The organism is Pseudomonas sp. GW821-FHT02C04, assembly GCF_059421845.1.
In genome coordinates this window covers 567,585-591,358 of the sequence record NZ_JBWKVT010000004.1, presented here as the reverse complement: position 1 = coordinate 591,358, position 23,774 = coordinate 567,585, and the positions used below count along the sequence as shown (strand labels likewise).

Sequence of the window (23,774 nt, the reverse complement as noted above, 5' to 3'; positions counted from 1 at the left end):
AGCCGACCTCGATGATGCTCATTGCCAAAAGGCAACTCCGCTCACCGAGGTCGACTCCGCCTTGCATCTACCGACTTCATTGCGACCTCTTGGAGCGTGAAGCGCTTCAGGTTCTAAAACAGAATTAGCGTCATCCGAGGTTTTTGAAATGAATGTTTTGATCATTGGCAGCGGTGGCCGCGAACACGCCCTGGCCTGGAAAGTGGCTCAGGATCCGCGTGTGCAGAAGGTTTTCGTCGCACCGGGCAACGCTGGCACCGCGATTGAAGCCAAGTGCGAAAACGTTGCCATCGACGTGCTGGCCCTTGAGCAACTGGCTGACTTCGCCGAGAAGAACGTTTCCCTGACCATCGTCGGCCCGGAAGTACCGCTGGTGGCCGGCGTCGTCGATCTGTTCCGCTCTCGTGGCCTGGACTGCTTCGGCCCGACCGCCGGTGCCGCGCAGCTGGAAGGCTCGAAAGCCTTCACCAAGGATTTCCTGGCTCGCCACAAGATCCCGACCGCCGACTACCAGAACTTCACCGAGATCGAGCCTGCCCTGGCTTACCTGCGTGAAAAAGGCGCACCGATCGTGATCAAGGCCGACGGCCTGGCCGCCGGTAAAGGCGTGATCGTCGCCATGACCCTGGCCGAAGCCGAAGACGCCGTGCGTGACATGCTCGCGGGCAACGCCTTCGGCGACGCCGGTTCGCGCGTCGTGATCGAAGAGTTCCTCGACGGCGAAGAAGCCAGCTTCATCGTCATGGTCGACGGCAAGAACGTCCTGCCGATGGCCACCAGCCAGGACCACAAACGCGTCGGCGACGGCGACAGCGGCCCGAACACCGGCGGCATGGGTGCCTACTCCCCTGCCCCGGTGGTCACCGCCGACGTGCACCAGCGTGTGATGGATCTGGTGATCTGGCCGACCGTGCGCGGCATGGCCGAGGAAGGCAACGTCTACACCGGTTTCCTGTACGCCGGTCTGATGATCGACAAGGCCGGCAATCCGAAGGTCATCGAGTTCAACTGCCGTTTCGGCGATCCGGAAACCCAACCGGTAATGCTGCGTCTGCAGTCGAGCCTGGTGTTGCTGGTCGAAGCGGCATTGGCCCAGGCCCTGGATAAAGTCGAAGCGCAGTGGGATCCACGTCCGAGCGTCGGCATCGTGCTGGCCGCTGGCGGTTACCCGGGCGACTACGCCAAGGGCGCGACGATCAACGGTCTGGACGCGGCAGCAAACCTGGAAGGCAAGGTCTTCCACGCCGGCACCGCGCTCAAGGACGGCAACGTCGTGACGGCCGGTGGTCGGGTGCTGTGCGCTACTGCTATGGGCGCCAGCGTGGGTGCTGCCCAGGAGCAGGCCTACAAACTGGCCAAGGCCATCGACTGGGAAGGCTGCTTCTACCGCACCGACATTGGCTACCGCGCCATTGCTCGTGAACGCGGCGAAACCCGGTAATAAGCTACGCTGTGTTTCCGGCAAGGGCCCTTGGTCCTTGCCGGACTGTTCCGACGCTGCGCATCGTTATATTCTGGCATCAACCTACGAAGGGATTTCGCCGTGCGCTGGCTCAGGATTGCCATAGGCTTCACCGTCACACTGTTGACCTTGCTCTGCATGCTCCCGGCCCAGGCCGCGCAAGGCAGTGGCTGGTCGGTATTGCTCGACGATCAGGGCAACCTCCAGCTGAGCGACATTCGCTCCGCCCGCTACACCAATCAATTCAGCCCTATCGAGCTTGACCGCCTCACCGCGGCCGAACCCGATGGCGCGTTATGGCTGCGCTTCAGACTGGCGCCCGGCAAGCACGAACAAGTGCTGCGCATCTTCGCTCCCGACCTGTCACACCTCAATCTGTACGTGCTCGATGGCGACAGACTGATCGAGCAACGGGAAACCGGCACCGTCCAGGCCCAGGCCGAGCGCCCATTGCCGAGCAGTGACTTCCTGCTGCCGCTGCCGCAAAGCGACAAGTCCCTCGACGTCTATCTGCGGCTGGTCTCCGACCACCAGTTGCGCCCGTACATCACCCTGCAATCGGCGGTGATGGGCGCGGCCAACCATAATCAGACGCTGATCTACGGCTTGCTGTTCGGCTGCCTCGCCATGCTGATCCTGCACAACCTGATCCGCTACGCCTACACCCGCTCGCGCAGCAGCCTGTGGCTGGCAGTCTGTGAAGCGTTGCTGAGCCTGAGCCTGTTGCTGTTGCTCAACCTCGCCGGCCCATGGCTGCCGAACTGGCATGCGATCCAGACCCCCGGCGCCTATCTGGCCCTTCTGTTGACCGCGCCGGCCGGCCTGATGTTCGCCTACCGCTTCTTCGCCCCGCTCGGCCCGCACCCGCTGAACAAACTGCTGCTGGGCGACATCCTGTTCATCGTGATCTGCAGCCTGCTACTGTTGTTCGTCAACACCCTGCCGCTGAACATCATCACTTACGCACTGGTGGCCCTGGCCGGTCTGAGCATGTTGCTGGTGGCGTTCTATCACTGGCAGAAAGGCTACCGCCCTGCCCGCTTGTTCGTCGCCGCGATGGTGGTGTTCAACATCGGCACGCTGATCATCCTTCCGGCCTTGCTGGGGCTGACCCTGGTGGCACCGCAAGGCCTGATCATGACCCTGATGGGTTTCATCTGCATCAGTGGCCTGCTGATGAGCATTGCCCTTGGCGAGCGCCAGCGCAGCATCACCGAAAGCCGCTTCAGCATCAGCCGCGACCTCGCCGCGAGCAACGCAGAAATCAATGCCAAGGCCGAGTTCCTCGCCAAGATCAGCCACGAGATCCGCACGCCGATGAACGGCGTATTGGGCATGACCGAACTGCTGCTCGGCACGCCGCTGTCTGTCAAACAACGCGACTACGTGCAGACCATCCACAGCGCCGGCAACGAACTGCTGACCCTGATCAACGAGATCCTCGACATCTCCCGCCTCGAGTCCGGGCAGATCGAACTGGACGACGTGCAGTTCGACCTCAACGCACTGATCGACGATTGCCTGAGCATCTACCGCGCCAAGGCCGAACAGCAGAACGTCGAGCTGATCAGTTTCATCCAGCCGCAAGTGCCACGGGTCATCAGCGGTGACCCGACGCGTCTGCGCCAGACGTTGCTGAGCCTGCTGGAAAACGCCCTGAAGAAAACCGAAGAAGGCGAAGTGCTGGTGGTGGTTGCCCTCGATGAGCGCAGCAGCAAACCGCGCCTGCGCATTGCCGTGCAGGACAGCGGCCAGCCGATGGACCAGGAAGAGCGTGATGCGTTGATGCACGCCGAGCTGCACAGCAAGCACTTCCTGTCGGCCAACCGGTTGGGCGGCAATCTAGGGCTGGTGATCGCACGGCAACTGATTCGCCTGATGCAGGGCGAGTTCGGCATCAAGAGTGGCGCCACCCAGGGCAGCACCCTGTGGCTGACCCTGCCGCTGGACCCCGACCGACTGGAACACCCGACTTCCGATCTCGACAGTCCGTTGCAAGGCGCGCGGGTGCTGGTGGTCGACGACAACGACACCTGCCGCAAAGTGCTGGTGCAACAGTGCAGCGCCTGGGGCCTGAACGTCAGTGCGGTGCCGTCAGGCAAGGAAGCACTGGCCCTGTTGCGCACCAAGGCGCACTTGCGTGATTACTTCGACGTGGTCTTGCTGGACCAGAACATGCCCGGCATGACCGGCATGCAACTGGCGGCCAAGATCAAGGAAGACCCGAGCCTGAACCACGACATCCTGTTGATCATGCTCACGGGTATCAGCAATGCACCGAGCAAGATCATCGCGCGCAATTCGGGGATCAAACGCATCCTGGCCAAACCGGTGGCCGGCTACACGCTCAAGACCACGCTGGCCGACGAGTTGAACCAGCGCAACCGGGGTCAGGCGGTGTTCCAGCCACAAGCGGCTGGCCCGGCCACAGCAGTCAAAGTCCCGAGCGATTTCCGCATCCTCGTCGCCGAGGACAACACGATTTCCACCAAAGTGATCCGCGGCATGCTCGGCAAACTCAACCTGCAACCGGACACCGCCAGCAACGGCGAAGAAGCCTTGCAGGCGATGAAGGCCCAGCGCTACGACCTGGTGCTGATGGACTGCGAAATGCCGATCCTCGATGGTTTCTCCGCCACCCAGCAACTGCGAGCCTGGGAAGTCGGCAATCAGCGCATCCGAACGCCGATCGTCGCACTGACTGCGCACATCCTCGCCGAACACAAGGAGCGTGCACGCCAGGCCGGCATGGACGGGCACATGGCCAAACCGGTGGAACTGTCGCAACTGCGCGAGCTGATCGAGCACTGGGTGGCCCAGCGTGATCAGCAAAATCGCAGCACCGCACGGACGTCCTGATCAGCGTTCGACGCTGACCTCCACCTCTGGCTTCCCGGGCATTTTCCGGATCAGCTCAGCGAACGGTTCCAGGCGTTTTTCCAGCACGCTTCGGATCGGCTCCTGCAGTACGGCAGACATATCCGCCTGGAAAAACTTTTGTTCGACGACGCCCTGCACATCGGCCGATGTGAAGACCCTGGAAAACGGATTGACTGCGCCGCCCTCTGAAGACTTCAGGGTGATATACACCGCGTTCAGACGAGGACCCGGTTGCGCAACGACGACCAGAAAACGAAGCAGGTCAACCGGCCCGGCCTCGTCCTCCGGTGCCAGTACAGGTTGCTGGACTCTCTCCCGAAGAAACCCGATCAGCGGATCTGCCGCCGACAAACCGGCAATGTCTTGCAGTAACGGCAGGCATTCACGGGCATCGACATCATCGAGCGACTTCTCCAGCAGCAGGGTCATCCAGTCCATGGCCGTTGCCGTGGCGTCTACCGGCGGGGTGAAGGTGTCCCATGCCACTTTCCGTTGCAACCAACTGTCTTTCAAAACTTGCTGCCAGATCGAATACCATTCGACCTGGCTGGATTGAAGCCATTTCCGGGTGGCTGCCAATTGTGCAAACAAGACAGAGTGTTGAACGTCTTGCTGTTCCTGGGCGGACATTCCTGACGGCAGCAAAACCAGTGCTCCCGCATTGGCATAAGCCAAGTATTGCGTGTTCATCCATACCTCCAGCACAGGAAGTAGATGGCGACGTTTCACACCACCATCTACTTTTATTAAATCAGATTTCCCACTCACTGATTTGCTTGACCGCACGATCACCCAACTTGCCAGCGATAATGGCGCGAGTCTTTTCAATGATGGACGGCACCATGGTCATGTGCGATTCGCCACGATACAGATCCACGGAACTGCTATCCCAATTAACGAACAGCACTTTAGTCTGATTCGTACGATTAATAAAACGGACAGCACCCAATGTCAAAATAACTTCCTGGCTATCGGTTTCAAGGCAAGAGCCCACAGCAAAACCGCCAGTGCCTTTATCTTTAATGTTCTGATCGAATACTTTCAGCGGTTTATCCGAACTCTGCAGCGAGGCCATCGCATCGCCGGCGACTTTCAACAACAGTGCCGACGTCGGGCCCGGCACAGCAGCCGCAGCGACTGCCGAGCTCAGGATCTTCAGGGCCAACTGGTCCATGGTGAAGCTTTTACCCGAGGCGCTGGTCGAGTCGTAGTAGCGTTTCAGGACAATCCAGCCAGCGTCCTGCATGACCGTGAGGAAGGTTTGATACCACTCTTTACCCTGATGATCGGCGGGGTATTTCTTGTTCGCTGCCAGCGATGCAAACAGATAAGTATTGAGCACATCTGCACGATTCTGATCGGACATCCCCGAAACAAAAGATAGAATCGCATCACCCACCACCGAAGCCCGACTCGGCGCTTCAATTTCAAAAGCCATTACGCCGGCAGCACTGCGCGAATTGATAATGATCTTTTCAGGCGTTACATCATAAGCACTTAGACGCTCCAGGCGATCGGCGACGGTAACAACAGTATTTTTTTCCACGACTTATTTCCTTAGTTTAATTTATCAGCAAACTCTTCCTGAGCTCGCAAAACAAAACTACACAGCAGAAAACCAACTAACAAGCCAACAACCATTACCAATAGATAACAACAAACAGTCACAACAACACTTGAACCAAAACAACCAACAGCAACTTCACAACTACCAATCGATCACCCATAGCGATCTTGCCGACAGACCGCCCGGCGCCTGATAGACTCCGTTCAACTTTCGTCGGCGCGAGTTTCAATCATGCTCCATGTGTTGTTCAGCGTTTACCTGAAGATGCTGGTGCTCTACAGCCCGTTCTTCGTGTTGTCCTGCTTCATCAGCCTGACCCGGGGTTATTCGCGCAAGGAACAACGGCGCCTGGCCTGGAAAGTAGCGATCGCCACCCTGGTGTCGAGCGTGTTGTTGTATCTGTTCGGACGGGTGATTTTCGATGTGTTCGGCATCACCGTGGATGCGTTCCGCATCGGTGCCGGCAGCGTTCTGTTCATCTCGGCGCTGGGCATGGCGCAGGGCAAGTCGGCCGTGCAGACCGACAACGTGCAGCAGGATGTGACGATTGTTCCGCTGACCATTCCACTGACCGTCGGCCCCGGCACCATCGGTGCATTGCTGGTGATGGGCGTCAGCCAGCCGCATTGGGATGACAAGCTGATCGCGATCATGAGCATCGCGCTCGCCAGTTTCACGGTTGGCGTGGTGCTTTACTTGTCGAACCGCATCGAGCGGATTCTCGGCGACCAGGGCCTGCAGATCGTCAGCCGCCTGATGGGGCTGTTCGTATGCGCGCTGGCAGCACAGATCATCTTTACCGGGGTCAAAGGCTACCTGGTGCCTTGAGCCGGAAACAAAAAGACCGCCGACGGAAACGTCGGCGGTCTTTTTTCGTCAGTGCCCCTAATCCCTCAACCGGCAGACTCGACGGTTTTCTTCGCGCTTGCCTGATCGATCAAGGCTTTCAACGTCACGCTATCGGTTCCGTCCTTGCGCGCCTTCAGCCAGCGCACCAGGGTCGACACCTGGCACGGACGCAGGCCCTTGACCTCAAGCATGGCATCACCATGCAGCGCCGGATCAGGCGCATCCGCATTGCGCACCAGCACACAGTGCTCACTGTCGGGATCGATCAGCACCAGATGCTCCTCGACCATCCCCACTTCGAGCTTGTGCGGATCTGTCATGGTCAAAAGCAAGCGGCTCATGACCAGTGGACGGCCACCCAACGGATAGCGGCAATCCACCACCAGCGAATCGAGCTTGCGCATGAGTGCCTCGGTCACGTGCCATTTCATCGAACCACGCCCCACCCGCAAAACCAGCGTACGCACATCGTCCGGCACCAGCGGCTGCAGATCGTAGGCATCCACCCGCCCTTCAAGCACCAGTACCTCACCCGTGCGCTGGACATAATCCAGCGGCTTGATCTGACGCAAACTCGGGTAGCCCTGAACGACCCGCTCCTGCGGCTTATGTAGCAGGACATCGGTATTTCGCCGGGTTCCGAGCAGCTCGAAATCCTCCGGCAAATTGGCAGCGGGGATCTGGATCAGCCGTGCGCTGTCGGCGATGTACCACTGAACACTGGCGTCCTGCGCAGCGATCGAAATGAACGGACGATGCACCTCGTTCGCCAGCAAGGCCTGCAAGTTGCCGATCAGATTGTCGCCATGGGCCTCCAGCCAATCATGCTGCACGCCGGTGATCAACGGGGGTACCTGATGTTCCAGTTGCAGCACCACCCCCTCCCGCGTCGTGCCCACAAGACCGGCACCGTCGATCCGCACATCGGCAAAACGCCAGGCAGTCCACTGTCGTTCGGGTTTGGGCAGCAACGAGGCCTGTAACAATTGCGTGCCTTTTCCGAACGCCTGGTCAAGTTGCTCTTTATCGATAAAGGTCTGGCGCCAGACCTCGCCGCTTTCGGGTTCGAACAGCCATGACGATTGATTATCCGGCGTCATGCCGAGCAGTCGGAGCTGCGTCTGTTGCGCCTCACACAGCAGCAGGCGCTCACCCACGTACCAGGCGTGCAAGCGTGCATCGCCCGCGGCGTTGGCAATGCCGACAATCGGGAACTGTTCAACGGTGTATTGCCGCGCCACCGCTTCGAGCGCCAGCCACCATTGCCCTCGTCCCTTGAGCCATGGTTCGGCCAGACCCGCAAAGCGCACTTCGCCGTCGGTACCGATCTCGAACGACAACCCGTCCTCGGTCCGCGCCTGATAACCCTTGTGCTCGGTAGTCACCTGTTTCAGGCCCCCGGGTTGCACCCAGCGGTGCGACCATTGGCCCTGCCCTTCCTCCACTGTGCGCTGCACCCGGCACAGGTTCTGAAGCTGGCGGTCGTAGATGACAAACACGTCGCCGTCATCAGCCAGCGTCAGCAGCATCAACTCGTTCAGGTTCTGGACCGAGTCGGGCCAGCCGCGTGCATGGTGACGGCGCGGTACTGGGCGCACGATCAAGTTGTCGCGGGAGCGAACCCAAGCCATGTCCCGGGCGTTCTCTTCGATCTTCCAGCAGATCGAAACGTAAGGCGCGAACTGCCAGTCGACCGTGGCATAACCCTTGTCATCGTGGACCGGTTTGGGCATCACCCACTCGCCCAGTATCGGAGCCCAGCCGGCCAAGGGAGTGCTGTCATCGAGCAGCGACTCCAAGGTCGGCTCAAGTCCGCGGGTAACCGAACTCAGCCACAGCAAGCCTTCGTGAATCAGGTAATTGAGGCGCTCAAACGTGCCGTTTTCAAAGGCATACTCTTGCACCACATGCACGACGCCCTGAGTATCGGCTTCGACACTGCGGATCGTGCTGACGCCAGTGCGACGGAACATCAAACGATAGCGATGACTGAGCAGCCCCGTGCCGGCATCGACCTGGCAGACCTCGTAACCGAGCGGATCGTGGAAAAACGCCGAACCGCCGACCACCATCGATAACAGGCCCTCATCGTCGAACACCTCGTCGTTGCGGATGTAGAAAATCCGGTCCTGCGCGGCGTCGTACCAGCCATTGGTGTAACGCGGTGCCTTGATGTTTTCGAACGGAATCAGATAGTCGTGGATCGGCGTGTAGCGCAGCGCCAATCGATGGGCTCGCGCCAGGTCTTGCAGATGATCCTGCAGGATCTGGCTGTCCAGCCCTTTGGGCGCCTGTTCTTCCAGAAGATCCAGCTCAAGCCGTTTGTCGCCGGCAATCCGGAAGAGCCGGCCATTTTCGATCAGCAGGGAAATTTCCGGCGCTATGTCAGCCGTTACCTTGAATTCGCAGCCTTTGATACTGAATTGCCCGTTGCTGCCGAACACGATGTCCGTCTCGACGGCCCACGGCGCGACAATGATCCAGCGGTCCTTTTGTTTGCCTACTGACGTCAGTCCGACGTTGACGCCGGGGTTGAGCACGAGTGTGCATGTGCCTCCACCGCCCTGAATCCGATAGCTGATCTGCTCGTGCCAAGGCTTGGGGATGACCGGCACCACCAGTTTGCGTGCCTGCGCATCGAGCGTGACGTTGATCTCGGTCGGCCGATAATCGGGGTACATCCGATAGAGGATGTAGTGGCTGGGAAACGAGTAGAACGAAAACAGGAACAGCCACTGACCGTCTGCTTTTTTCTTCTCCAGACGCCGGGCGATGTCGAAGCCCTTGTCGTGGCGCTGCGATGCAAACGGCAGGATCTGGTACTCGTAGCGGTAGCAGGTGATCGGCGTACACGGCAGGACAATGGCTTGCTCGGCCGGTGGCGAGAACTTCATCTCGGCGGGGTAGCCCAGCTCCTTGCTCAGGTTGATGGCGCGTGAATAGTCGACCTCGAATTCCGGTACACCGAAATGATCGCGCTGCGGATACAGACGAGTGCTGTCGAGCAACAGTTTACCGGCGCCCAGATCCAGACCGTTGATGATCAGCGCCGGTCGCGGTAACCAGGCACCCTGCTCGCCGCTGTAGCGATACCCGGCATCGTGATGCGCCTGCTCCAGCTCCGCGAAAAACAGCCCGACCGCTTTCGCTTCTTCTGCGATGGTTGCGAAGTTCTGCGCCAGTGCAGCTACGCCAACCGCCAGGCCACCCAGAATCACCCCGGCGCCACCCAGCACCGCAGCCGCCGTACCCGCGCCAGCGAGCGCTGCACCAAGTCCCGCCCCGGTGAGGACCAGACTGCTGGCGTCGAATGTCAGTTGAGTGGCGTACGTCGCGATCTCGACATCGTTACGGGCATTCGCCAACTGATAGATATCGAAGCCGACATTGGCCAGACCCAGCACGGCACCTACGCCCTCGTTGGCGACATGCCCGGCCACTGCGCCGAGGGTTCTGCCGGTCAATGGCTCGAGTGCTTCGCCGACCACCTTCGCACTGGTGCGGGCAATCAGTTTTTCATCGCGCAACGCGGCTTGCACCAGACTGATCAGCCCTGCCACATCGACGACGTTGCCATGCACCAGTTGTGCGTAGTTGACGTAGGCATGCCATTGGACCGCAGTGGTCATGGTGCGATCTTCGCCTTCACGTCCGCGCAATGCGTTCATCAGAGCCTGCACCGCAAACCCGGCATTGAGTGTGTGCACTGCCGCTACCTCGGTCGGGTCCACCACAGCGCCGGTCGCACGTTTGCGCCCCAGGGTCGAGAACAGATCAGTCAGGTAGCTCCTGATTCGCAACAGGCGATCATCCCGGCTGGTGACCATGGCCACCGACTCGCCACTCTGCGGATCGATCATGTTCACCCGATAGCCGCCCTCGGGCGTCACCTCCAGCGAATCGAACAACGGCACCAATGGAGTGACCGAATCATGGCCCTCCTGCAAGCGCGAAGTCGCCTCAGCGATCTGCTCCGCCCACCAGTGATTGTCTGAAGACAGCAGCGCACTGCCCAGGCGAGAATTCGCCATCAGCGACTGGCCGTGAGCACTGTTCACCCTCTGGCGAATGGGCCTGAACGGTTTGCCCGGCAGTGGTTCATCCTTGAGCAACTGAGCCACCTTGAAGCCGCTCGACAGCTCCAGACCGGCAACCTGCTCCCCCTGGACATCGATCAGATCGAACTGCGGCCTGCCAGGCTTGCCATACACGGCGTAGTGTCGGGCCATGTCCGTGTCCTTGAAGAATTGCTTCAGGGCCATTTTGAAGGTCGCGGGACTGTCGAATTCGAACAGGCCGAAGTTCGGATCATAAAAGTGGTAAGCGTCTGACACCCCACTCACCGTCCGGGCCACCAGCATCGAGTGGTTGTCTGAATTGAGCATCAGGGTTCGGGGGCCGGCGGACGCCTCGAGGGTCGCGACCACCGTGTCCAGATCGACCCGCCCCAGCGGGGTGCCGACCTCTGCGGCGTTCATGCCACGCATTTCCTCCAGTGCCCCCAGAAACGCCGTCGAGTCCGATTGCCCCGGTTCAAGTACCGTCAGGAAAAACCGCTCGCGCAATTGTCGGGTCGCTACCTCGCCCTGCGTGAGGGCGGCACTCATCGCCAGCACCAGCGGAAAGCAACGGCCGCCAGCCGTGTCACCTGGTCCATGCATCAAAAGATCTTGAGGCACCAGTTTGGCGGTTCCGGCCTCGAACTGGTTCAGCACTTGCTCCACCCGTTCCTGTACCTTTTCACGGTGTTCCCGCGTCGCGAGTCGCTGGATCTGCGCCACCTGACGCCCCCAGTCAAACAGCGTCACGGCGTTGGCCAGCGCGTTTTTCTTCAGGCTCAGTGCGCTGACCGAGTTCGCCGGCAAGCCATCCTCGACACTCGCCATCCCTGCCTGGAACGCGGGCGCCCGACGCTGATAGAGATGCTGCTCGATCACTGCGTAACGCCCGGACGTCCCACGCTCGCTGACGCTGTTGATCAGATTGTCCAGCGCACCGCTCAGGGCGGAAAAGCTCTGACTGTCCAGTGACTCGATGCCCACCAACGCCCCAAGCGTCAAACGCTGCAACGGGTTGAGCTGCGCAAGTTGCCAGGAGCCGGCGCCCAGACCGATCAACAGTTCATCCAGCGCGAGATTCTGGGCGATCGGACTTTTCGGGAATGCCGGTGGCCGCAGGCGAGTGTCCTGATTGCGGATGGCCTGACGATCATCGAAGCTCAGCGGCAATCTTTCAGCGAACACAACCTTGCCATCGTGGCCACTCATCATCGCCTTGGTAAACGGTTCACCGAGGCGCTCGCCCATGCGCTGCAACAACTCGGTATTCAGGACATGGCGTCCTTCGACCCGTGGCCAGCCGAGTTCGAACTCGACGGTCGTCTGCTTCAACAACTCAGCGATGTTCCCGGCGTAGCGGGCCTTGTATTGGCCATCGCGCCAGTTCTGCTTCTCGGTTTCCACCCACTTGTCAAAGTCGGTTTCATTGTCTTTCCAGGAGTGATCCTGCTCCTCTTCGGTTGTGCGATTGACTGTCGCCAGGGGATCCATTGCCATCTCCGCACGGGAGGCTTCTGCGCCGCGAGACGTTAACCGAGCCTTTTCGAAATCGCTTGTACCGTCCTTGATGCCGACCGGGCCGGTCAAATAGATCGTCCCCTCACCTTGCGGACGGATGCCGTCGTTGTAGTAATTGGCGGCGGCGTCTGCAAGATAGGCAGCGAAAATCGACTCCTCCCCTGGTAAGTCAATGAGAGGCCCGTAGGCTTTTTCCAGAACCTCGTTCGCCAGTGAAGACATCGCCTCAGAATCTTCAAGTCTGACACCTCTCTGAGCAGCCAGCCGGGCAGTGTCTTCAACCAACCGATAATTGAACCGGAAGCGATCAAACACGGACTCGATGACTGTCGAACCGGGATGGGCCAACATGAAGGCGTTACTGATCGTGGAACCCTCTGCCACGGCCCTTAAGGTGTAAGGTCGGGCGAGAAGATCCCGGGGAGGCTGGAACACTTGATTGAGGTCTGGCTGGCTACTGGCGAAAGCTTGCAGTTCTGGACGATGCTGTTCAGGAATTCGCACCGTGTAATCGGTGTATCGACTGCGCAGAGCTTCACGGCCAGGCATCCAGTGGGGGTTGTGATCCAGCAGCAACTGCAACACGCCCAGTCGTGCTCCGCTGTCGAAGCCGCTAATGTCGACACCACCGATCTCTTGCAGTAACGGAGGCAAGTTATCGACATCGGAATAACTGCCGCCTTCCGGATACAACGCTTCCACTCTGACAATGTCCGACGCTGCGGCGAAGTTGCCACGCAGACACATTTCGCGCTCGTAGATGTCTCGCAACTGCAAAGGTGTTTCCGTACTTGCCAGGTCGCGCAGTCGCAAACCTCTGTCAACCAAGCCCGTTACGCTTTCACGATTTCGGTTCTTCAGCTCACGTAAATCCCCTGCGTCTTGTCCATAAGCACGAGCCAGTAACTGAACTCTCGCGTCATCGGCCGATTCGCCTCCTGCGGTTGCATCATTGATGTAATCGTACATCTGCTGTTTCAGAACAATGGCGCGGGCGACATACGATTCGCCCAATACCCGCTCAGACGTACTTTCGGTTCCACCCTGCAACATTGCATCTGCCTTGGCGGCCTCGATAATCAAACGGTTGGTTTTATGGGCCAGTAACGCATCGCTGTCGTACCAGAGATTGATTGTGTAATCGTGTCCAGTCAGCACCTGCTTCCACAGGTTGATGTAATCACGCTGTATATCCCCGACGCCACCTCCGACCCAGACGAAGTGCAGTATCTTCGGCACCTGCGTCGCCGAAACCTTCATCAGTTCTATGCCGTATTGCAGTCGCGCGTCGAAGTCATCCACTCTTCCAAGGATTTGCGTCAGACCGGGTGACGCCTCTTGATCGGGGCTCGGCGCGGGATCCTGCTCCACATCGCGGCGTACACGACGCTGCCCCAACTCTCCCAGCGCCTGCCTGAACAGCGCCAGCGGATGCTGTAACCGGGGTGAGTCGAGCAAACCGATGCAGGCGAAGTAGTAACGGATAACCGCGTCATATTGACGAGTATTCTTGTAGGGCAAGAGTGCCTGTTCAAGCTCCGCCAGCTTAAACAGTTTGGTAAAACTCAAGTGCTTGCCATCAACCGTCTTTATCTTCATATCTTGCATAAACCACCTTCCTTGAAACACTCGATAACATACGCACAACAAAGTGCGCACAGCTGTACTCAACCGAAAAGAACAACGCCTTTTTGGCAAACCGAAACAGTGAACAATTCGAGAGATAAAAACTTTCAAGCAAAACTAGTACAACGCATCTCCAAAGACAAAAGCAAAGCCATTCAAACAATGTCAACAGAAACATCCAACAACACCAACTCAACATTTCTTACTTTAATCAAATACAAACTCGCATAACTTACCCGCACAAAAAAGAAAGGCCGCGAAACTTCCGTTCGCGGCCTTGTCACTTAGATCCATAAGTGTTTGCAACAATTTCCAACTACACCGTTATCAACTGACCGGTCTTTCCCCATACCAGCGCGGCGTATACACCCACTCCCCGCCCTCGGTGCGAGGGAAAGTGCAGGTGGTGGACGAACCGATCAGCACCATCGTGCGCATGTCGACCTGATCTGGTGTCAGTGCGCCCAACGTCGTCACTCGCAGTGTCTGCCCCGGCCGGCCGATATCACGGCCCAGCACTACTGGCGTTTGCGGTGTGCGATGTTGCGCAACGATTTCCAGCGCTCGCCCCAATTGCCACGGACGGGCACGGGAGATCGGGTTGTAGAACGCCAATGCCAGATCCGCTTCTGCAGCGAGATCCAGACGCTTCTCGATGATCGACCACGGCTTGAGGTTGTCCGACAGCGACATCACGCAGAAATCGTGCCCCAGCGGCGCACCGGCCTGAGCGGCGGTAGCGAGTGACGCGGACACACCCGGCAGGATTTCCAGATCGACGCTGTGCCACGCCGGATCTGTCGACTCGTGCAACGCCTCAAGCACCGCCGCCGCCATGGCGAACACGCCCGGATCGCCGGACGAAACCACAATCACCGAACGGCCCTGAGCGGCCAGTCTGAAGGCATGGCGAGCGCGCTGCATTTCTTCGCGGTTGTCGGTGCAATGTTGCACCTGATCGTCGCGGAACGGGCCGGCCATGCGCACGTAGGTTTCGTAACCCAGCACATCGGTAGCCCGAGCCAGTTCTGCTTTCACCGCTGGCACCATCAACTCGGCGGCACCCGGCCCGAGACCGATGACGGCCAGACGTCCGCGCGGACGACCGACCTGCGAAACATCCAGCGGCTGTTCGGCCACGGCGATGGCAATATCGTGGGATGTTGTGATGATTCGAGCGTCAGGGACGGCATGGCTTGCCAGCTCCGCGATGTCACTCGCTGGCGCAACAAAGCGTAGCGGCACCGCCAATTCAAGCGCAGCTTCACGCAACGCCGGGCTGGCCATCTGAACATCCGCCGCCACCAGACAGGCCAGCGATTGAATCGCCACACCGGCCTGCTGCAATGCATCGCGAATCGCATCCGGCAGGTCGGCCACATCGGCACCAACCGCCACCGCCACGCTGCGCGGATAAATCAGCAACTCACTGGCGCTCGCCACGCGGGCATCGCTGCCCACATGAATCGAGCGTTGTGCCTGTGGATCTTCCGGCAACTGCGCCTGCTCAAGCCACGGTGCAGCACCGTCGATGCGCACGCTGTGGCCGGCGAGCAGATCGGACACGAAGCGTTTGCCCTGCTCCAGATCGCCGAGCGCGTAACCGCCGGGCGGATTGAGCAGACAGGTGCCGAAACGCAATTCGCCGCTGGTGGTGATCGCCGCTGCCACTTCAAGTGCAACCGCCATCTCACGGGCCATGACATTCACCCCGCCCAGACCGCCGAGCAATGGCACCACAGCGCTGCCATCTTCAGCCACGGCGAGCACCGGCGGCTCGACGCCTTTCTCCAGCAACAGCGGCGCCAAGGTGCGAATGACGATGCCCGCCGCGCACAGGGCAATGATCGGCGTGTCCTGTTGATACAACTCGCGCAGCGTCACGCCGAACTCGCTGTAAGTCAGGTCGGCGCCTTCGACACGTCCTTCGAGACCGTGAATCTTTGAAGCCGGATAGACCTGTTGAAGGCAACGGGCCGTGGCCAGCGCGCCCTGGCCGAGAATGACGATGGCCGGTGTGGAATGCGTCATCAGCCTTGCCACCGTTCGCCGGGAACAATGATCAGCGAGAAGTACGGCGACGACATCGGCTCGACCTCATCCAGCGGCACGATCTTCTGGTTGGCCATGGTCGCGCGCTCGACGTACAGCGCACGCTCGGCCAGACCCAGCTCTGCCAACACGTCGCGCACTTTCGGGAAATTGCGCCCCAGCTTCATGATCACCGCCGCGTCGGCATCGGCCAGACGGCGCTTGAGCTCGTCATGTGGCAACACGCCGGACAGCACCGACAGGCTCTGATTGCGATACACCAGCGGTGCGCCCAGCACCGACGCGCCACCGAGCATCGAGCAGACGCCCGGCACCACTTCGGCTTCGTAACGGCTGGCGAGGCGATCGTGCAGGTACATGTAGGAGCCGTAGAAGAACGGATCGCCCTCGCAGATCACCGCCACGTCGCGACCGGCATCCAGATGCGCGGCCACTTCCTCTGCCGCGTCATCGTAGAAATCGCTGATCACCTGTTCGTAGGACAGCGGCGCCGGCAGCACTTCGGTGGTCACCGGGTACACCAGCGGCAGCAGATTCTGCGCGTCCTGCAGGTGCGCTTCGATGATGCCGAACGCGTTGCCCTTCTTGCCCTTGGCCACGAAATACGCCACCACCGGCGATTCGCGCAGCAGGCGCAGGGCCTTGACGGTAATCAGTTCCGGATCACCGGGGCCAACGCCCAGGCCAATCAAACGTCCTTTAGCCTGCATCATTCGATCTCCGTGGCGAGGGCATTGACCGCAGCGGCGGCCATGGCGCTCCCGCCGAGGCGGCCCTGCATGATCACGAACGGCACGCCACGGCTGTTGGCGGCCAGTTCGGCCTTGGATTCGGCAGCACCGACGAAGCCCACCGGGAAGCCAAGGATCAGCGCCGGTTTCGGAGCGCCGGCGTCGAGCATTTCCAGCAGATAGAACAGCGCGGTCGGCGCGTTGCCGATCACCACCACGCTGCCTTCCAGATGCGGACGCCACAGTTCCAGCGCCGCTGCCGAGCGAGTGTTGCCCAGCTCGCGCGCCAGCTCCGGCACGCTCTCATCGCGCAGGGTGCAGATCACCTCGTTGTTGGCCGGCAGGCGCGCACGGGTCACGCCTTCGGAAACCATCCGCGCATCGCAAAGGATCGGCGCGCCAGCGGCCAGCGCATCGCGCCCGGCCTTGCCCGCGCCTTCGGAGAATTGCAGCCCGTCGATGGCCTCGACCATGCCGCAGGCGTGGATCACCCGCACCGCGAGTTTTTCCAGGTCGGCCGGGATGCGCGAGAGGTTGGCCTCGCGGCGAATGATCGCGAAGGAGTTGCGATAGATCTCCTGACCGTCGCGGATGTAATCAAGCATCAAGGGGGCTCCGTGAGCGGGCGGCGAGCAGGGTCGCGGCCGCTTCGATAGTAAGGTTGTGAGCGTGCAGCGCGCCGAAACCCGGCAGAGCTGCATCGCGAAAATAGAGATCGTAGTGACCGGGGCCGACCGCCAGCAGAGTCATGGCAGCCCGATGTGCGGCGGCGCAGGAACGCGAGCAGCCGGACAGGTGCACATCCACGGCGTGTGGCAACAGCGTAGCCAGCAGGCGGGCATCGTGTTTGGTGTCGGCCAGGCCTTTGCCGCAACCGTTGGAACCGGTGCAGGCGATCAGGTGTGACAGCGGATCTTCGGTCCGGGTCAGCAGGTTCAGCTTGCCCAGCGCCTCGAGGGTCTGTGCCGCATCCGCGTCCCGCACATTGGGCAGCAACAGACTTTGCCATGGTGTGAAACGGAGGCTGCCGTCGCCAAAAGTTCTGGCCAGTTGCGCGGCGCCTCGCAGCATGTCTGGATCGAGACGACCGAGCGGCGGTGCTGCACCGACATACACCTGGCCGGCCGACTGCTGAGGATGAATGCCGATGTGCAAACCTTCCGACGCGGCTTCACGTTGCCAGTCGCCGACGCTTTGCAGGCTGATACGCTGACCGAGTTTTTTCAGGAACACCGGTGCAGGGCATTCATCCAGCAGATGACGCATCCTCGTCTGCTCCGGCCGGGCCAGTTCGAGGAACAGTTCCAGCACCGCCACCACCAGCGCATGTCCATCCGCAAGCGCCACGGCGGCCAATGGTCGATCCTTCGGGCAACCCGCCAGGCCGAAGGCCAACAATGCATTGCCGCGATCTTTGAATGCCGACAACCACAGATCGTGGGGATGTTCGAGCATCGCCAGCGCTTCACCGCCATCCAGTTGCACGGCGAACTTGGCGCTCAGCTCATGGAAACGCGGATGGCTTTGCAGGGTCTCGAGGATCTGCCCGGCCAATGGTCGGGTATCGAAGCGCATCTGCCGGTCGATGCCGGCGGCCGGGCTGAGCATCAGGTTGCGCACATCGTCGCCTGCTGCGGTTCGCGGCCCGAGTCCGGCGGCCAGCAGGCTGTCGATCAACGCGGCGGACTGGTCGCCGATGCCACGAATCTGCAGATTGCCCCGGTTGGTCGCCTCGATCGCCCCGCCGGCAAACCGCTCGGCGGCATTGGCCACCGCATCGGCCTGATCGGCCGCAATCGAACCACCATCGAGTTTGATCCGGCAGATACCGCCATCCAGCGCCTGGACGATACGCAGCAACCCCGGGCAAGCCGAGGGGCGTAAGGCATTGGATAGAGGACGTTCGTTCAAAGGATGACCGGCTGACGGGCAGCGCCAGGATGGGCGAAAGGTCGCCATTATGCCTGCTTTGCCCGAGGGCATGAAAATGCCTGCCGGTCGGATTCCATGAAGTTTGGGGAATTTCTCTGCCGAACGGATTTACAGTTCGTAATCCTCGAAATTGAACGACATGTTTTCGATCGCTTTTTCGACACGGGTCCGTCGGGCCTCCATGACTCGAGGACTGATCACCACCCGTCGCGCCCTGATATCCAGCTGGCTCATGGCTTGTGATATATCCCAGAACAAGTAGCGAGTATTCAGGCTCAACTTAATGAACCTGACGTGCGTTATCACAAGTTCCAAATCCCCGGCGGCGTTATAACTGACCGGCACTATCTTCAAGTCGAATGCCTTGCCGCTGATACCCTTGGTCTTTTCCAGCAGATCGACTCGTTGCTCAAGTGTCGCAAGCCCGACATCCACGCCGGCGACCTGTTCACGCGTGAGCAAAAAATTGGCCACGCTCATCCATGCCTGCTTCACGCTTCCCGCGAACTGCGGCTGCACATACTCCACCGCAGGCTGGTCACGATTCCAGCCGTGTGACCACAGGACATCCGCGTAGTAATCGATCCAGCGCCCCGGTTGCGTTTCGCTGTTGTACGTACTATCTGCCTGTTTCTTGGCCAGATACGTACAGTTCAACGCAAAGTTGTAATCATCTTTCGACTGGCCCAGCAGGCCTGTCAGTAAAATATCCCCCACCAGCGTCGCATGATGAGCGAGCGTTCCTGTTTTCACATTCATATCCCTATGTCTTCCCGCCAATCCTGGCTTTGGTTCCAGTTCATCCGAACCCTATCAGGCATGTCGAATCCGACAACCGCCTTACAGCAACGGGAAGTTTCCGTGACCGACAACAGACCAGCGCGAGACAACGGCCGCCGCGCTATCATGCCGCCCTGATACGCGAACACGAATTGAGGAACAGCATGACGGCCTGGCTGACGGTAGTGGGAATCGGTGAAGACGGCTTCAAGGGCCTGGGCAAGAATGCCCGGCGCGCCCTGATGGGCGCCTCGCGGATCATCGGCGGTCAGCGTCAGCTGGATCTGTTGCCGGTGTGCATCCGTGGCGAGCGCCAGTTGTGGCCGAGTCCGTTTTCACTGGCCCCGGTTCTCGAGCGTCGCGGCGAAGCGGTGTGCGTGCTGGCCAGCGGTGATCCGATGTTCTACGGCGTTGGCGCGAGCCTGGCGCGGCAGGTCTCGGGCGCCGAGATGCTGGTTCTGCCAGCGCCGTCCTCCTGCTCACTGGCGGCCGCCCGACTGGGCTGGCCGTTGCAGGACGTCAGCGTGCTGTCGCTGGTGGCTCGCCCGCTTGCGGCTCTCAATGGTCAGTTGTCCTGCGGCGTGCGCCTGTTGCTGCTGAGCAATGACGGTCAAAGCCCGGCTGCTGTTGCCCAATTACTGCGCGAGCGTGGATTCGGTGCCAGTCGCCTGAGCGTTCTGGAGCATCTGGGCGGCAGCGCCGAACGCCGGATCGACGGCACCGCCAACGACTGGAACGATCCGCTCATTGCCGACCTCAACGTGATCGCCCTAGAGTGCCTCGCCGATCCGCAGACACCGCGCCTGTCACGCCTCGCCGGCCTGCCGGATTCAGCCTTCAAACATGACGGTCAACTGACCAAGCGCGACGTTCGCGCGATCACCCTCGCCCGCCTCGCCCCGACGCCGGGCGAACTGCTGTGGGACGTCGGCGCCGGCAGCGGTTCGATCGGCATCGAATGGATGCGCGCTCACCCGGGTTGCCGCGCCCTCGCCATTGAGGCCGATGACGGTCGCCAGCAACTGATCGAACACAACCGCGATGCGCTGGGAGTTCCCGGCCTGCAACTGATTCGCGGCAGCGCACCACAGGCCCTCGTCGGGCTGGAACGCCCGGACGCGATTTTCATCGGCGGCGGCGTGACCCGCGAAGGCGTGCTCGACACCTGCTGGGAACAGCTTAAACCTGGCGGCCGACTGGTCGCCAACGCCGTGACCCTGCAAAGCGAAATGACCTTGATGAGTTGGCGCGAACGCCATGGCGGCGAGTTGACCCGCATCCACATCGCCCAGGCGCAGCCCCTGGGCGAGTTCGACACTTGGCGTCAGGCCTTGCCGATCACCCTGCTCGATCTGGTCAAACCCCTCGATGCGTGACGAAACCGCCGAACAACCCGCGCCCCTGCGCAGCGGCCTGACCACCGGCAGTTGCGCCACGGCCACCAGCCTCGCCGCCGCGCGCCTGCTGCTCGGCGGAGTGGCGGCTGATGCCGTGCAGATTGTGTTGCCCAAGGGCAAGCAGGTGCAGATGCGCCTGGAGTTCTGCCGGCTGACCGATGACGGCGCCGAAGCGGGAACGATCAAAGATGCCGGCGACGACCCGGACGTGACTCACGGCGCCCTGCTCTATTCGCGGGTGCGGCTGAATGGCGTTCCGGGAATTCGCTTCATCGCCGGTAAAGGCGTCGGCACTGTGACCCGTCCGGGTTTGGTGCTGGGGGTCGGTGAACCGGCGATCAATCCGGTGCCGCGCAAGATGATCAGCGATCACCTGACATTGCTCGCCGAAGAAACCGGCTATCGCGGCGGCTTCGAGGTGACGGTCAACGTCGAGGGCGGCGAAGCCCTGGCGCTGAAAACCATGAACCCGCGCCTGGGCATTCTCGGCGGGCTGTCGATCCTCGGCACCAGCGGCATCGTCCGGCCGTTTTCCTGCGCGGCGTATATCGCTTCGATCCATCAAGGCATCGACGTGGCGAAAACCAACGGCTACCTGCACATCGCCGCGTGCACCGGCAACGCCAGCGAAGACACCATGCGCCGGGTCTACGACCTGCCGGAAATCGCCCTGATCGAAATGGGCGACTTCGTCGGCGCGGTACTCAAGCACCTGCGCAAAGTGCCTGTGGATAAACTCAGCCTGTGCGGCGGCTTCGGCAAGATCAGCAAACTGGCGGCCGGACACATGGATCTGCACTCGCGCCATTCGAGCATCGACCTGCCGCAACTGGCCGAATGGGCCGCGGCGATTGGCGCCGACGACACCTTGCAGCAAGCCATTCGCGGGGCGAATACCAGTCAGCAGGCGTTGGCGATGGCCAGTGCGACGGGCGTTGCGCTGGGTGATGAGGTCTGCCGTCATGCCCTGGAATTCGCCCGTAGCGTGGTGCCGGCGCAGGTCCAGGTCGAAGTGTTTGCGATTGATCGTCAGGGCGGCATTGTTGGCCATGCGGGAGCTTTTGCATGAAACGGATCTTGTTGCTGGGCGGCGTGACTGAGGCGTTGGCCATCGCGCGCACGTTGGGGCCGGAACACATTTACAGCCTGGCTGGCGTAGGCCGTGTACCGACCGATCTGACGTGTCAGGTGCGCGTCGGCGGCTACGGCGGTGCCGAAGGTCTGGCGCAGTTCATTCGCGATGAAGGCATCGATCTGCTGCTCGACGCGACCCATCCGTACGCCGCACAAATCAGTCAGAACGCCGCCACCGCTGCACAACTCACCGGCATCCCGTGCTGGGCCCTGCGCCGCCCGGCGTGGCAACCACAGCCGGGCGATGACTGGCGCGAAGTCGCCGACTGGGCCGAACTGATCTCCGCCCTCGAACCCTTCCGCCGCCCGCTGTTCACCCTTGGCCGCGAACCGCTGCAACACCTCGATGAAATCCCGGCACACCAGTTCTGGACCCTGCGCGCCCTCGACGTCTACCCCGGCAACGAACGCTGCGAAGTCATCGGCGCCCGTGGACCGTTTCTGCTGGAGGATGAGCGGGCGCTGTTCGAACGCCGGCAGATCGACGTGCTGATCAGCAAGAACAGCGGCAGCACCGCAACCGAGCCGAAACTGGAAGTGGCGCGGGAGCTTGGGGTGCCGGTGATGGTGTTGAAGCGGCCGAGGTTGGCGGCGGTTGATCGGGAGTTTGCGACGGTTGATGACGTCATCTCGGCGCTTGAAAAACCTTGATCGGGACGGAGTTTTTTTCATCTCGAGATAGCTTCAGTTGTTGACGCAAGTCCCATGCAATGCAAATTCGAGCCGCTACACTCTCTTGAAAGTGCGCTGCGACACCAAACCGCACGACGCTTTTTTACTTATCGGCCCTGATCAGGCTAAATAGCCGCGCCTGATCGCCCACCCTACGGACCTGTCCCATGAACCGACACCGGCTCGCATTTGCCTGGATCGCCTGCTTTGCAGTGCTGTTCAACATGCTCGCCATGCCGTTGACGGGAGCGATGGCGCAGGCGGCGCAAACGCCGGCCGAGCAATTGCTGTGGAGCAGTTTCTGCACCGGCAGCGGGACGAAGATGGTGGCGATCGACATCGGCAGCCTCGATCAGAAAGCACCGCAAAGCGGTGACAATCATTCGACCATGCAGCATTGCTGGTGCTGTTCCGGATCGGCGCCGGTGGTGGCGTTGCCGGGGCATTCGCCGCAACTGTATTTCGCCCGATACGAAAGCAATCGCAGTGTGGCGCCAGCCTTGCTGCAAGCCCCGACACCGCGCCAGCAATGGCCGAGCCTCAATCCCCGCGCTTCCCCTCTGGTTTGATTTGTTCCCGCATTTGACCTGCGTTTCAAATCGTTCTGGAGAACTGCCATGTTGAACAAATTCATCGTCATCGCTGCGCTGTTGCTGCCTGCGTGCTTCGCCCATGCCCACGAATACAAGGCCGGCGAGCTGGAAATCGCCCACCCGTGGTCGCAGGAACTGCCGCCGAACGCGCCGACCGTTGCCGCGTACTTCATCATTCACAACGGCGGCAAAACCGCTGACCGCCTGCTCAGTGTCGATTCGCCCATCGCCCCGACAGCTGAACTGCACGAACACGTGATGCAGGGCGACCTGATGAAGATGCAACAGGTGCCGAACGTGGCTATCCCGGCCGGCGAGAACGTGACCTTCGCGCCGATGGCCTATCACGTGATGCTGATGAATCCGACCGACCGCAGCCTCCTGACCGACGGCAAGCGCTTTCCCCTGACGATGCACTTTGAGAAGGCCGGTGACGTGACCGTTGAGGTCGCCGTGCAGAAGAAGCCACCGCAGGACATGCCGGAACACGCGCACGCCCAGTAACCCCTTAGGCAGACTCCGC

At 60.7% G+C, this 23,774-nt stretch carries 16 protein-coding genes; 8 read left to right on the top strand and 8 right to left on the bottom strand.

All coding sequences use genetic code 11. The annotated features are described in order from the left end of the window. Positions 1-148 precede the first annotated feature (148 nt). Together purD and AC07VV_RS18250 are read left to right on the top strand one after the other, a co-directional pair. The gene (gene purD, locus AC07VV_RS18255) at positions 149-1,441 is read left to right on the top strand and encodes a phosphoribosylamine--glycine ligase (protein WP_102620084.1); all 1,293 of its coding nucleotides are present in this window, start codon (positions 149-151) and stop codon (positions 1,439-1,441) included. Positions 1,442-1,543: 102 nt separating this feature from the next. After that, a complete protein-coding gene (locus AC07VV_RS18250; RefSeq protein ID WP_495037017.1) occupies positions 1,544-4,321 on the top strand; it encodes a hybrid sensor histidine kinase/response regulator in 2,778 nt (925 codons plus the stop codon). Here the strand turns inward: AC07VV_RS18250 and AC07VV_RS18245 are convergent, their stop codons facing one another. Together AC07VV_RS18245 and AC07VV_RS18240 are read right to left on the bottom strand one after the other, a co-directional pair. Beyond that, positions 4,322-5,032: a hypothetical protein gene (locus tag AC07VV_RS18245; protein ID WP_495037016.1), complete on the bottom strand. Its 711-nt coding sequence runs from the start codon at positions 5,030-5,032 to the stop codon at positions 4,322-4,324. It lies immediately after the preceding gene. A 61-nt stretch (positions 5,033-5,093) separates the two neighbouring features. After that, positions 5,094-5,888 (bottom strand): hypothetical protein, encoded by a 795-nt coding sequence (locus AC07VV_RS18240; RefSeq protein WP_495037015.1) that lies wholly within the window; start codon positions 5,886-5,888, stop codon positions 5,094-5,096. Positions 5,889-6,140: 252 nt separating this feature from the next. On the opposite strand from AC07VV_RS18240, the gene AC07VV_RS18235 reads away from it, so the two are divergent. Beyond that, positions 6,141-6,737 (top strand): MarC family protein, encoded by a 597-nt coding sequence (locus AC07VV_RS18235; protein WP_096819748.1) that lies wholly within the window; start codon positions 6,141-6,143, stop codon positions 6,735-6,737. Positions 6,738-6,802: 65 nt separating this feature from the next. On the opposite strand, the gene AC07VV_RS18230 is transcribed toward AC07VV_RS18235, so the two are convergent. The 6 genes from AC07VV_RS18230 to AC07VV_RS18205 all read right to left on the bottom strand — a co-directional run bounded on the left by AC07VV_RS18230 (position 6,803) and on the right by AC07VV_RS18205 (position 19,434). Then, on the bottom strand, positions 6,803-13,942 hold the full coding sequence (locus tag AC07VV_RS18230) for a TcdA/TcdB pore-forming domain-containing protein (RefSeq protein WP_495037014.1): 7,140 nt from the start codon (positions 13,940-13,942) through the stop codon (positions 6,803-6,805). A gap of 345 nt (positions 13,943-14,287) precedes the next feature. Then, positions 14,288-15,991, bottom strand: coding sequence for a precorrin-3B C(17)-methyltransferase (cobJ, locus tag AC07VV_RS18225; protein ID WP_495037013.1), 1,704 nt, complete (start codon positions 15,989-15,991; stop codon positions 14,288-14,290). Next, positions 15,991-16,725, bottom strand: a complete 735-nt coding sequence (locus AC07VV_RS18220) for a precorrin-2 C(20)-methyltransferase (protein ID WP_372238685.1) — start codon at positions 16,723-16,725, stop codon at positions 15,991-15,993. Before AC07VV_RS18220 ends, cobJ begins: the two co-directional genes overlap by 1 nt. After that, entirely contained in the window at positions 16,722-17,348 is a 627-nt protein-coding gene (locus tag AC07VV_RS18215) for a precorrin-8X methylmutase (RefSeq protein WP_495037012.1), read from the bottom strand. Before AC07VV_RS18215 ends, AC07VV_RS18220 begins: the two co-directional genes overlap by 4 nt. Further along, positions 17,341-18,726: a precorrin-3B synthase gene (gene cobG, locus AC07VV_RS18210; RefSeq protein ID WP_495037011.1), complete on the bottom strand. Its 1,386-nt coding sequence runs from the start codon at positions 18,724-18,726 to the stop codon at positions 17,341-17,343. The genes AC07VV_RS18215 and cobG overlap by 8 nt, the downstream gene beginning before the upstream one ends. A 57-nt stretch (positions 18,727-18,783) precedes the next feature. Further along, positions 18,784-19,434, bottom strand: a complete 651-nt coding sequence (locus tag AC07VV_RS18205; protein ID WP_495037010.1) for a hypothetical protein — start codon at positions 19,432-19,434, stop codon at positions 18,784-18,786. A 185-nt stretch (positions 19,435-19,619) separates the two neighbouring features. Between AC07VV_RS18205 and cbiE the strand changes: the two genes are divergently transcribed. The 5 genes from cbiE to AC07VV_RS18180 all read left to right on the top strand — a co-directional run bounded on the left by cbiE (position 19,620) and on the right by AC07VV_RS18180 (position 23,755). Next, entirely contained in the window at positions 19,620-20,831 is a 1,212-nt protein-coding gene (gene cbiE / locus AC07VV_RS18200) for a precorrin-6y C5,15-methyltransferase (decarboxylating) subunit CbiE (RefSeq protein WP_495037009.1), read from the top strand. Then, positions 20,824-21,921: a cobalt-precorrin-5B (C(1))-methyltransferase gene (locus AC07VV_RS18195; RefSeq protein WP_495037008.1), complete on the top strand. Its 1,098-nt coding sequence runs from the start codon at positions 20,824-20,826 to the stop codon at positions 21,919-21,921. The genes cbiE and AC07VV_RS18195 overlap by 8 nt, the downstream gene beginning before the upstream one ends. After that, positions 21,918-22,637 carry a cobalt-precorrin-6A reductase gene (locus tag AC07VV_RS18190; RefSeq protein WP_495037007.1) on the top strand — a complete coding sequence of 240 codons (720 nt, stop codon included), beginning with the start codon at positions 21,918-21,920 and terminating at the stop codon, positions 22,635-22,637. The genes AC07VV_RS18195 and AC07VV_RS18190 overlap by 4 nt, the downstream gene beginning before the upstream one ends. 188 nt (positions 22,638-22,825) lie before the next feature. After that, positions 22,826-23,227 (top strand): DUF2946 domain-containing protein, encoded by a 402-nt coding sequence (locus AC07VV_RS18185; protein ID WP_096819757.1) that lies wholly within the window; start codon positions 22,826-22,828, stop codon positions 23,225-23,227. Between the two features lie 48 nt (positions 23,228-23,275). Then, positions 23,276-23,755 (top strand): copper chaperone PCu(A)C, encoded by a 480-nt coding sequence (locus AC07VV_RS18180; protein WP_495037006.1) that lies wholly within the window; start codon positions 23,276-23,278, stop codon positions 23,753-23,755. Positions 23,756-23,774: the final 19 nt, after the last annotated feature.

What these genes read in the sequence shown, in the direction of transcription:
- AC07VV_RS18190 (WP_495037007.1), top strand. Translation starts at nt 21,918, where the DNA reads ATGAAACGGATCTTGTTGCTGGGCGGCGTGACTGAGGCGTTGGCCATC.
- AC07VV_RS18195 (WP_495037008.1), top strand. Translation starts at nt 20,824, where the DNA reads ATGCGTGACGAAACCGCCGAACAACCCGCGCCCCTGCGCAGCGGCCTG.
- cbiE (WP_495037009.1), top strand. Translation starts at nt 19,620, where the DNA reads ATGACGGCCTGGCTGACGGTAGTGGGAATCGGTGAAGACGGCTTCAAG.
- cobJ (WP_495037013.1), bottom strand. Translation starts at nt 15,991, where the DNA reads ATGACGCATTCCACACCGGCCATCGTCATTCTCGGCCAGGGCGCGCTG.
- AC07VV_RS18220 (WP_372238685.1), bottom strand. Translation starts at nt 16,725, where the DNA reads ATGATGCAGGCTAAAGGACGTTTGATTGGCCTGGGCGTTGGCCCCGGT.
- cobG (WP_495037011.1), bottom strand. Translation starts at nt 18,726, where the DNA reads ATGCCCTCGGGCAAAGCAGGCATAATGGCGACCTTTCGCCCATCCTGG.
- AC07VV_RS18185 (WP_096819757.1), top strand. Translation starts at nt 22,826, where the DNA reads ATGAACCGACACCGGCTCGCATTTGCCTGGATCGCCTGCTTTGCAGTG.
- AC07VV_RS18205 (WP_495037010.1), bottom strand. Translation starts at nt 19,434, where the DNA reads ATGAATGTGAAAACAGGAACGCTCGCTCATCATGCGACGCTGGTGGGG.
- AC07VV_RS18235 (WP_096819748.1), top strand. Translation starts at nt 6,141, where the DNA reads ATGCTCCATGTGTTGTTCAGCGTTTACCTGAAGATGCTGGTGCTCTAC.
- AC07VV_RS18230 (WP_495037014.1), bottom strand. Translation starts at nt 13,942, where the DNA reads ATGCAAGATATGAAGATAAAGACGGTTGATGGCAAGCACTTGAGTTTT.
- AC07VV_RS18215 (WP_495037012.1), bottom strand. Translation starts at nt 17,348, where the DNA reads ATGCTTGATTACATCCGCGACGGTCAGGAGATCTATCGCAACTCCTTC.
- purD (WP_102620084.1), top strand. Translation starts at nt 149, where the DNA reads ATGAATGTTTTGATCATTGGCAGCGGTGGCCGCGAACACGCCCTGGCC.
- AC07VV_RS18245 (WP_495037016.1), bottom strand. Translation starts at nt 5,032, where the DNA reads ATGAACACGCAATACTTGGCTTATGCCAATGCGGGAGCACTGGTTTTG.
- AC07VV_RS18180 (WP_495037006.1), top strand. Translation starts at nt 23,276, where the DNA reads ATGTTGAACAAATTCATCGTCATCGCTGCGCTGTTGCTGCCTGCGTGC.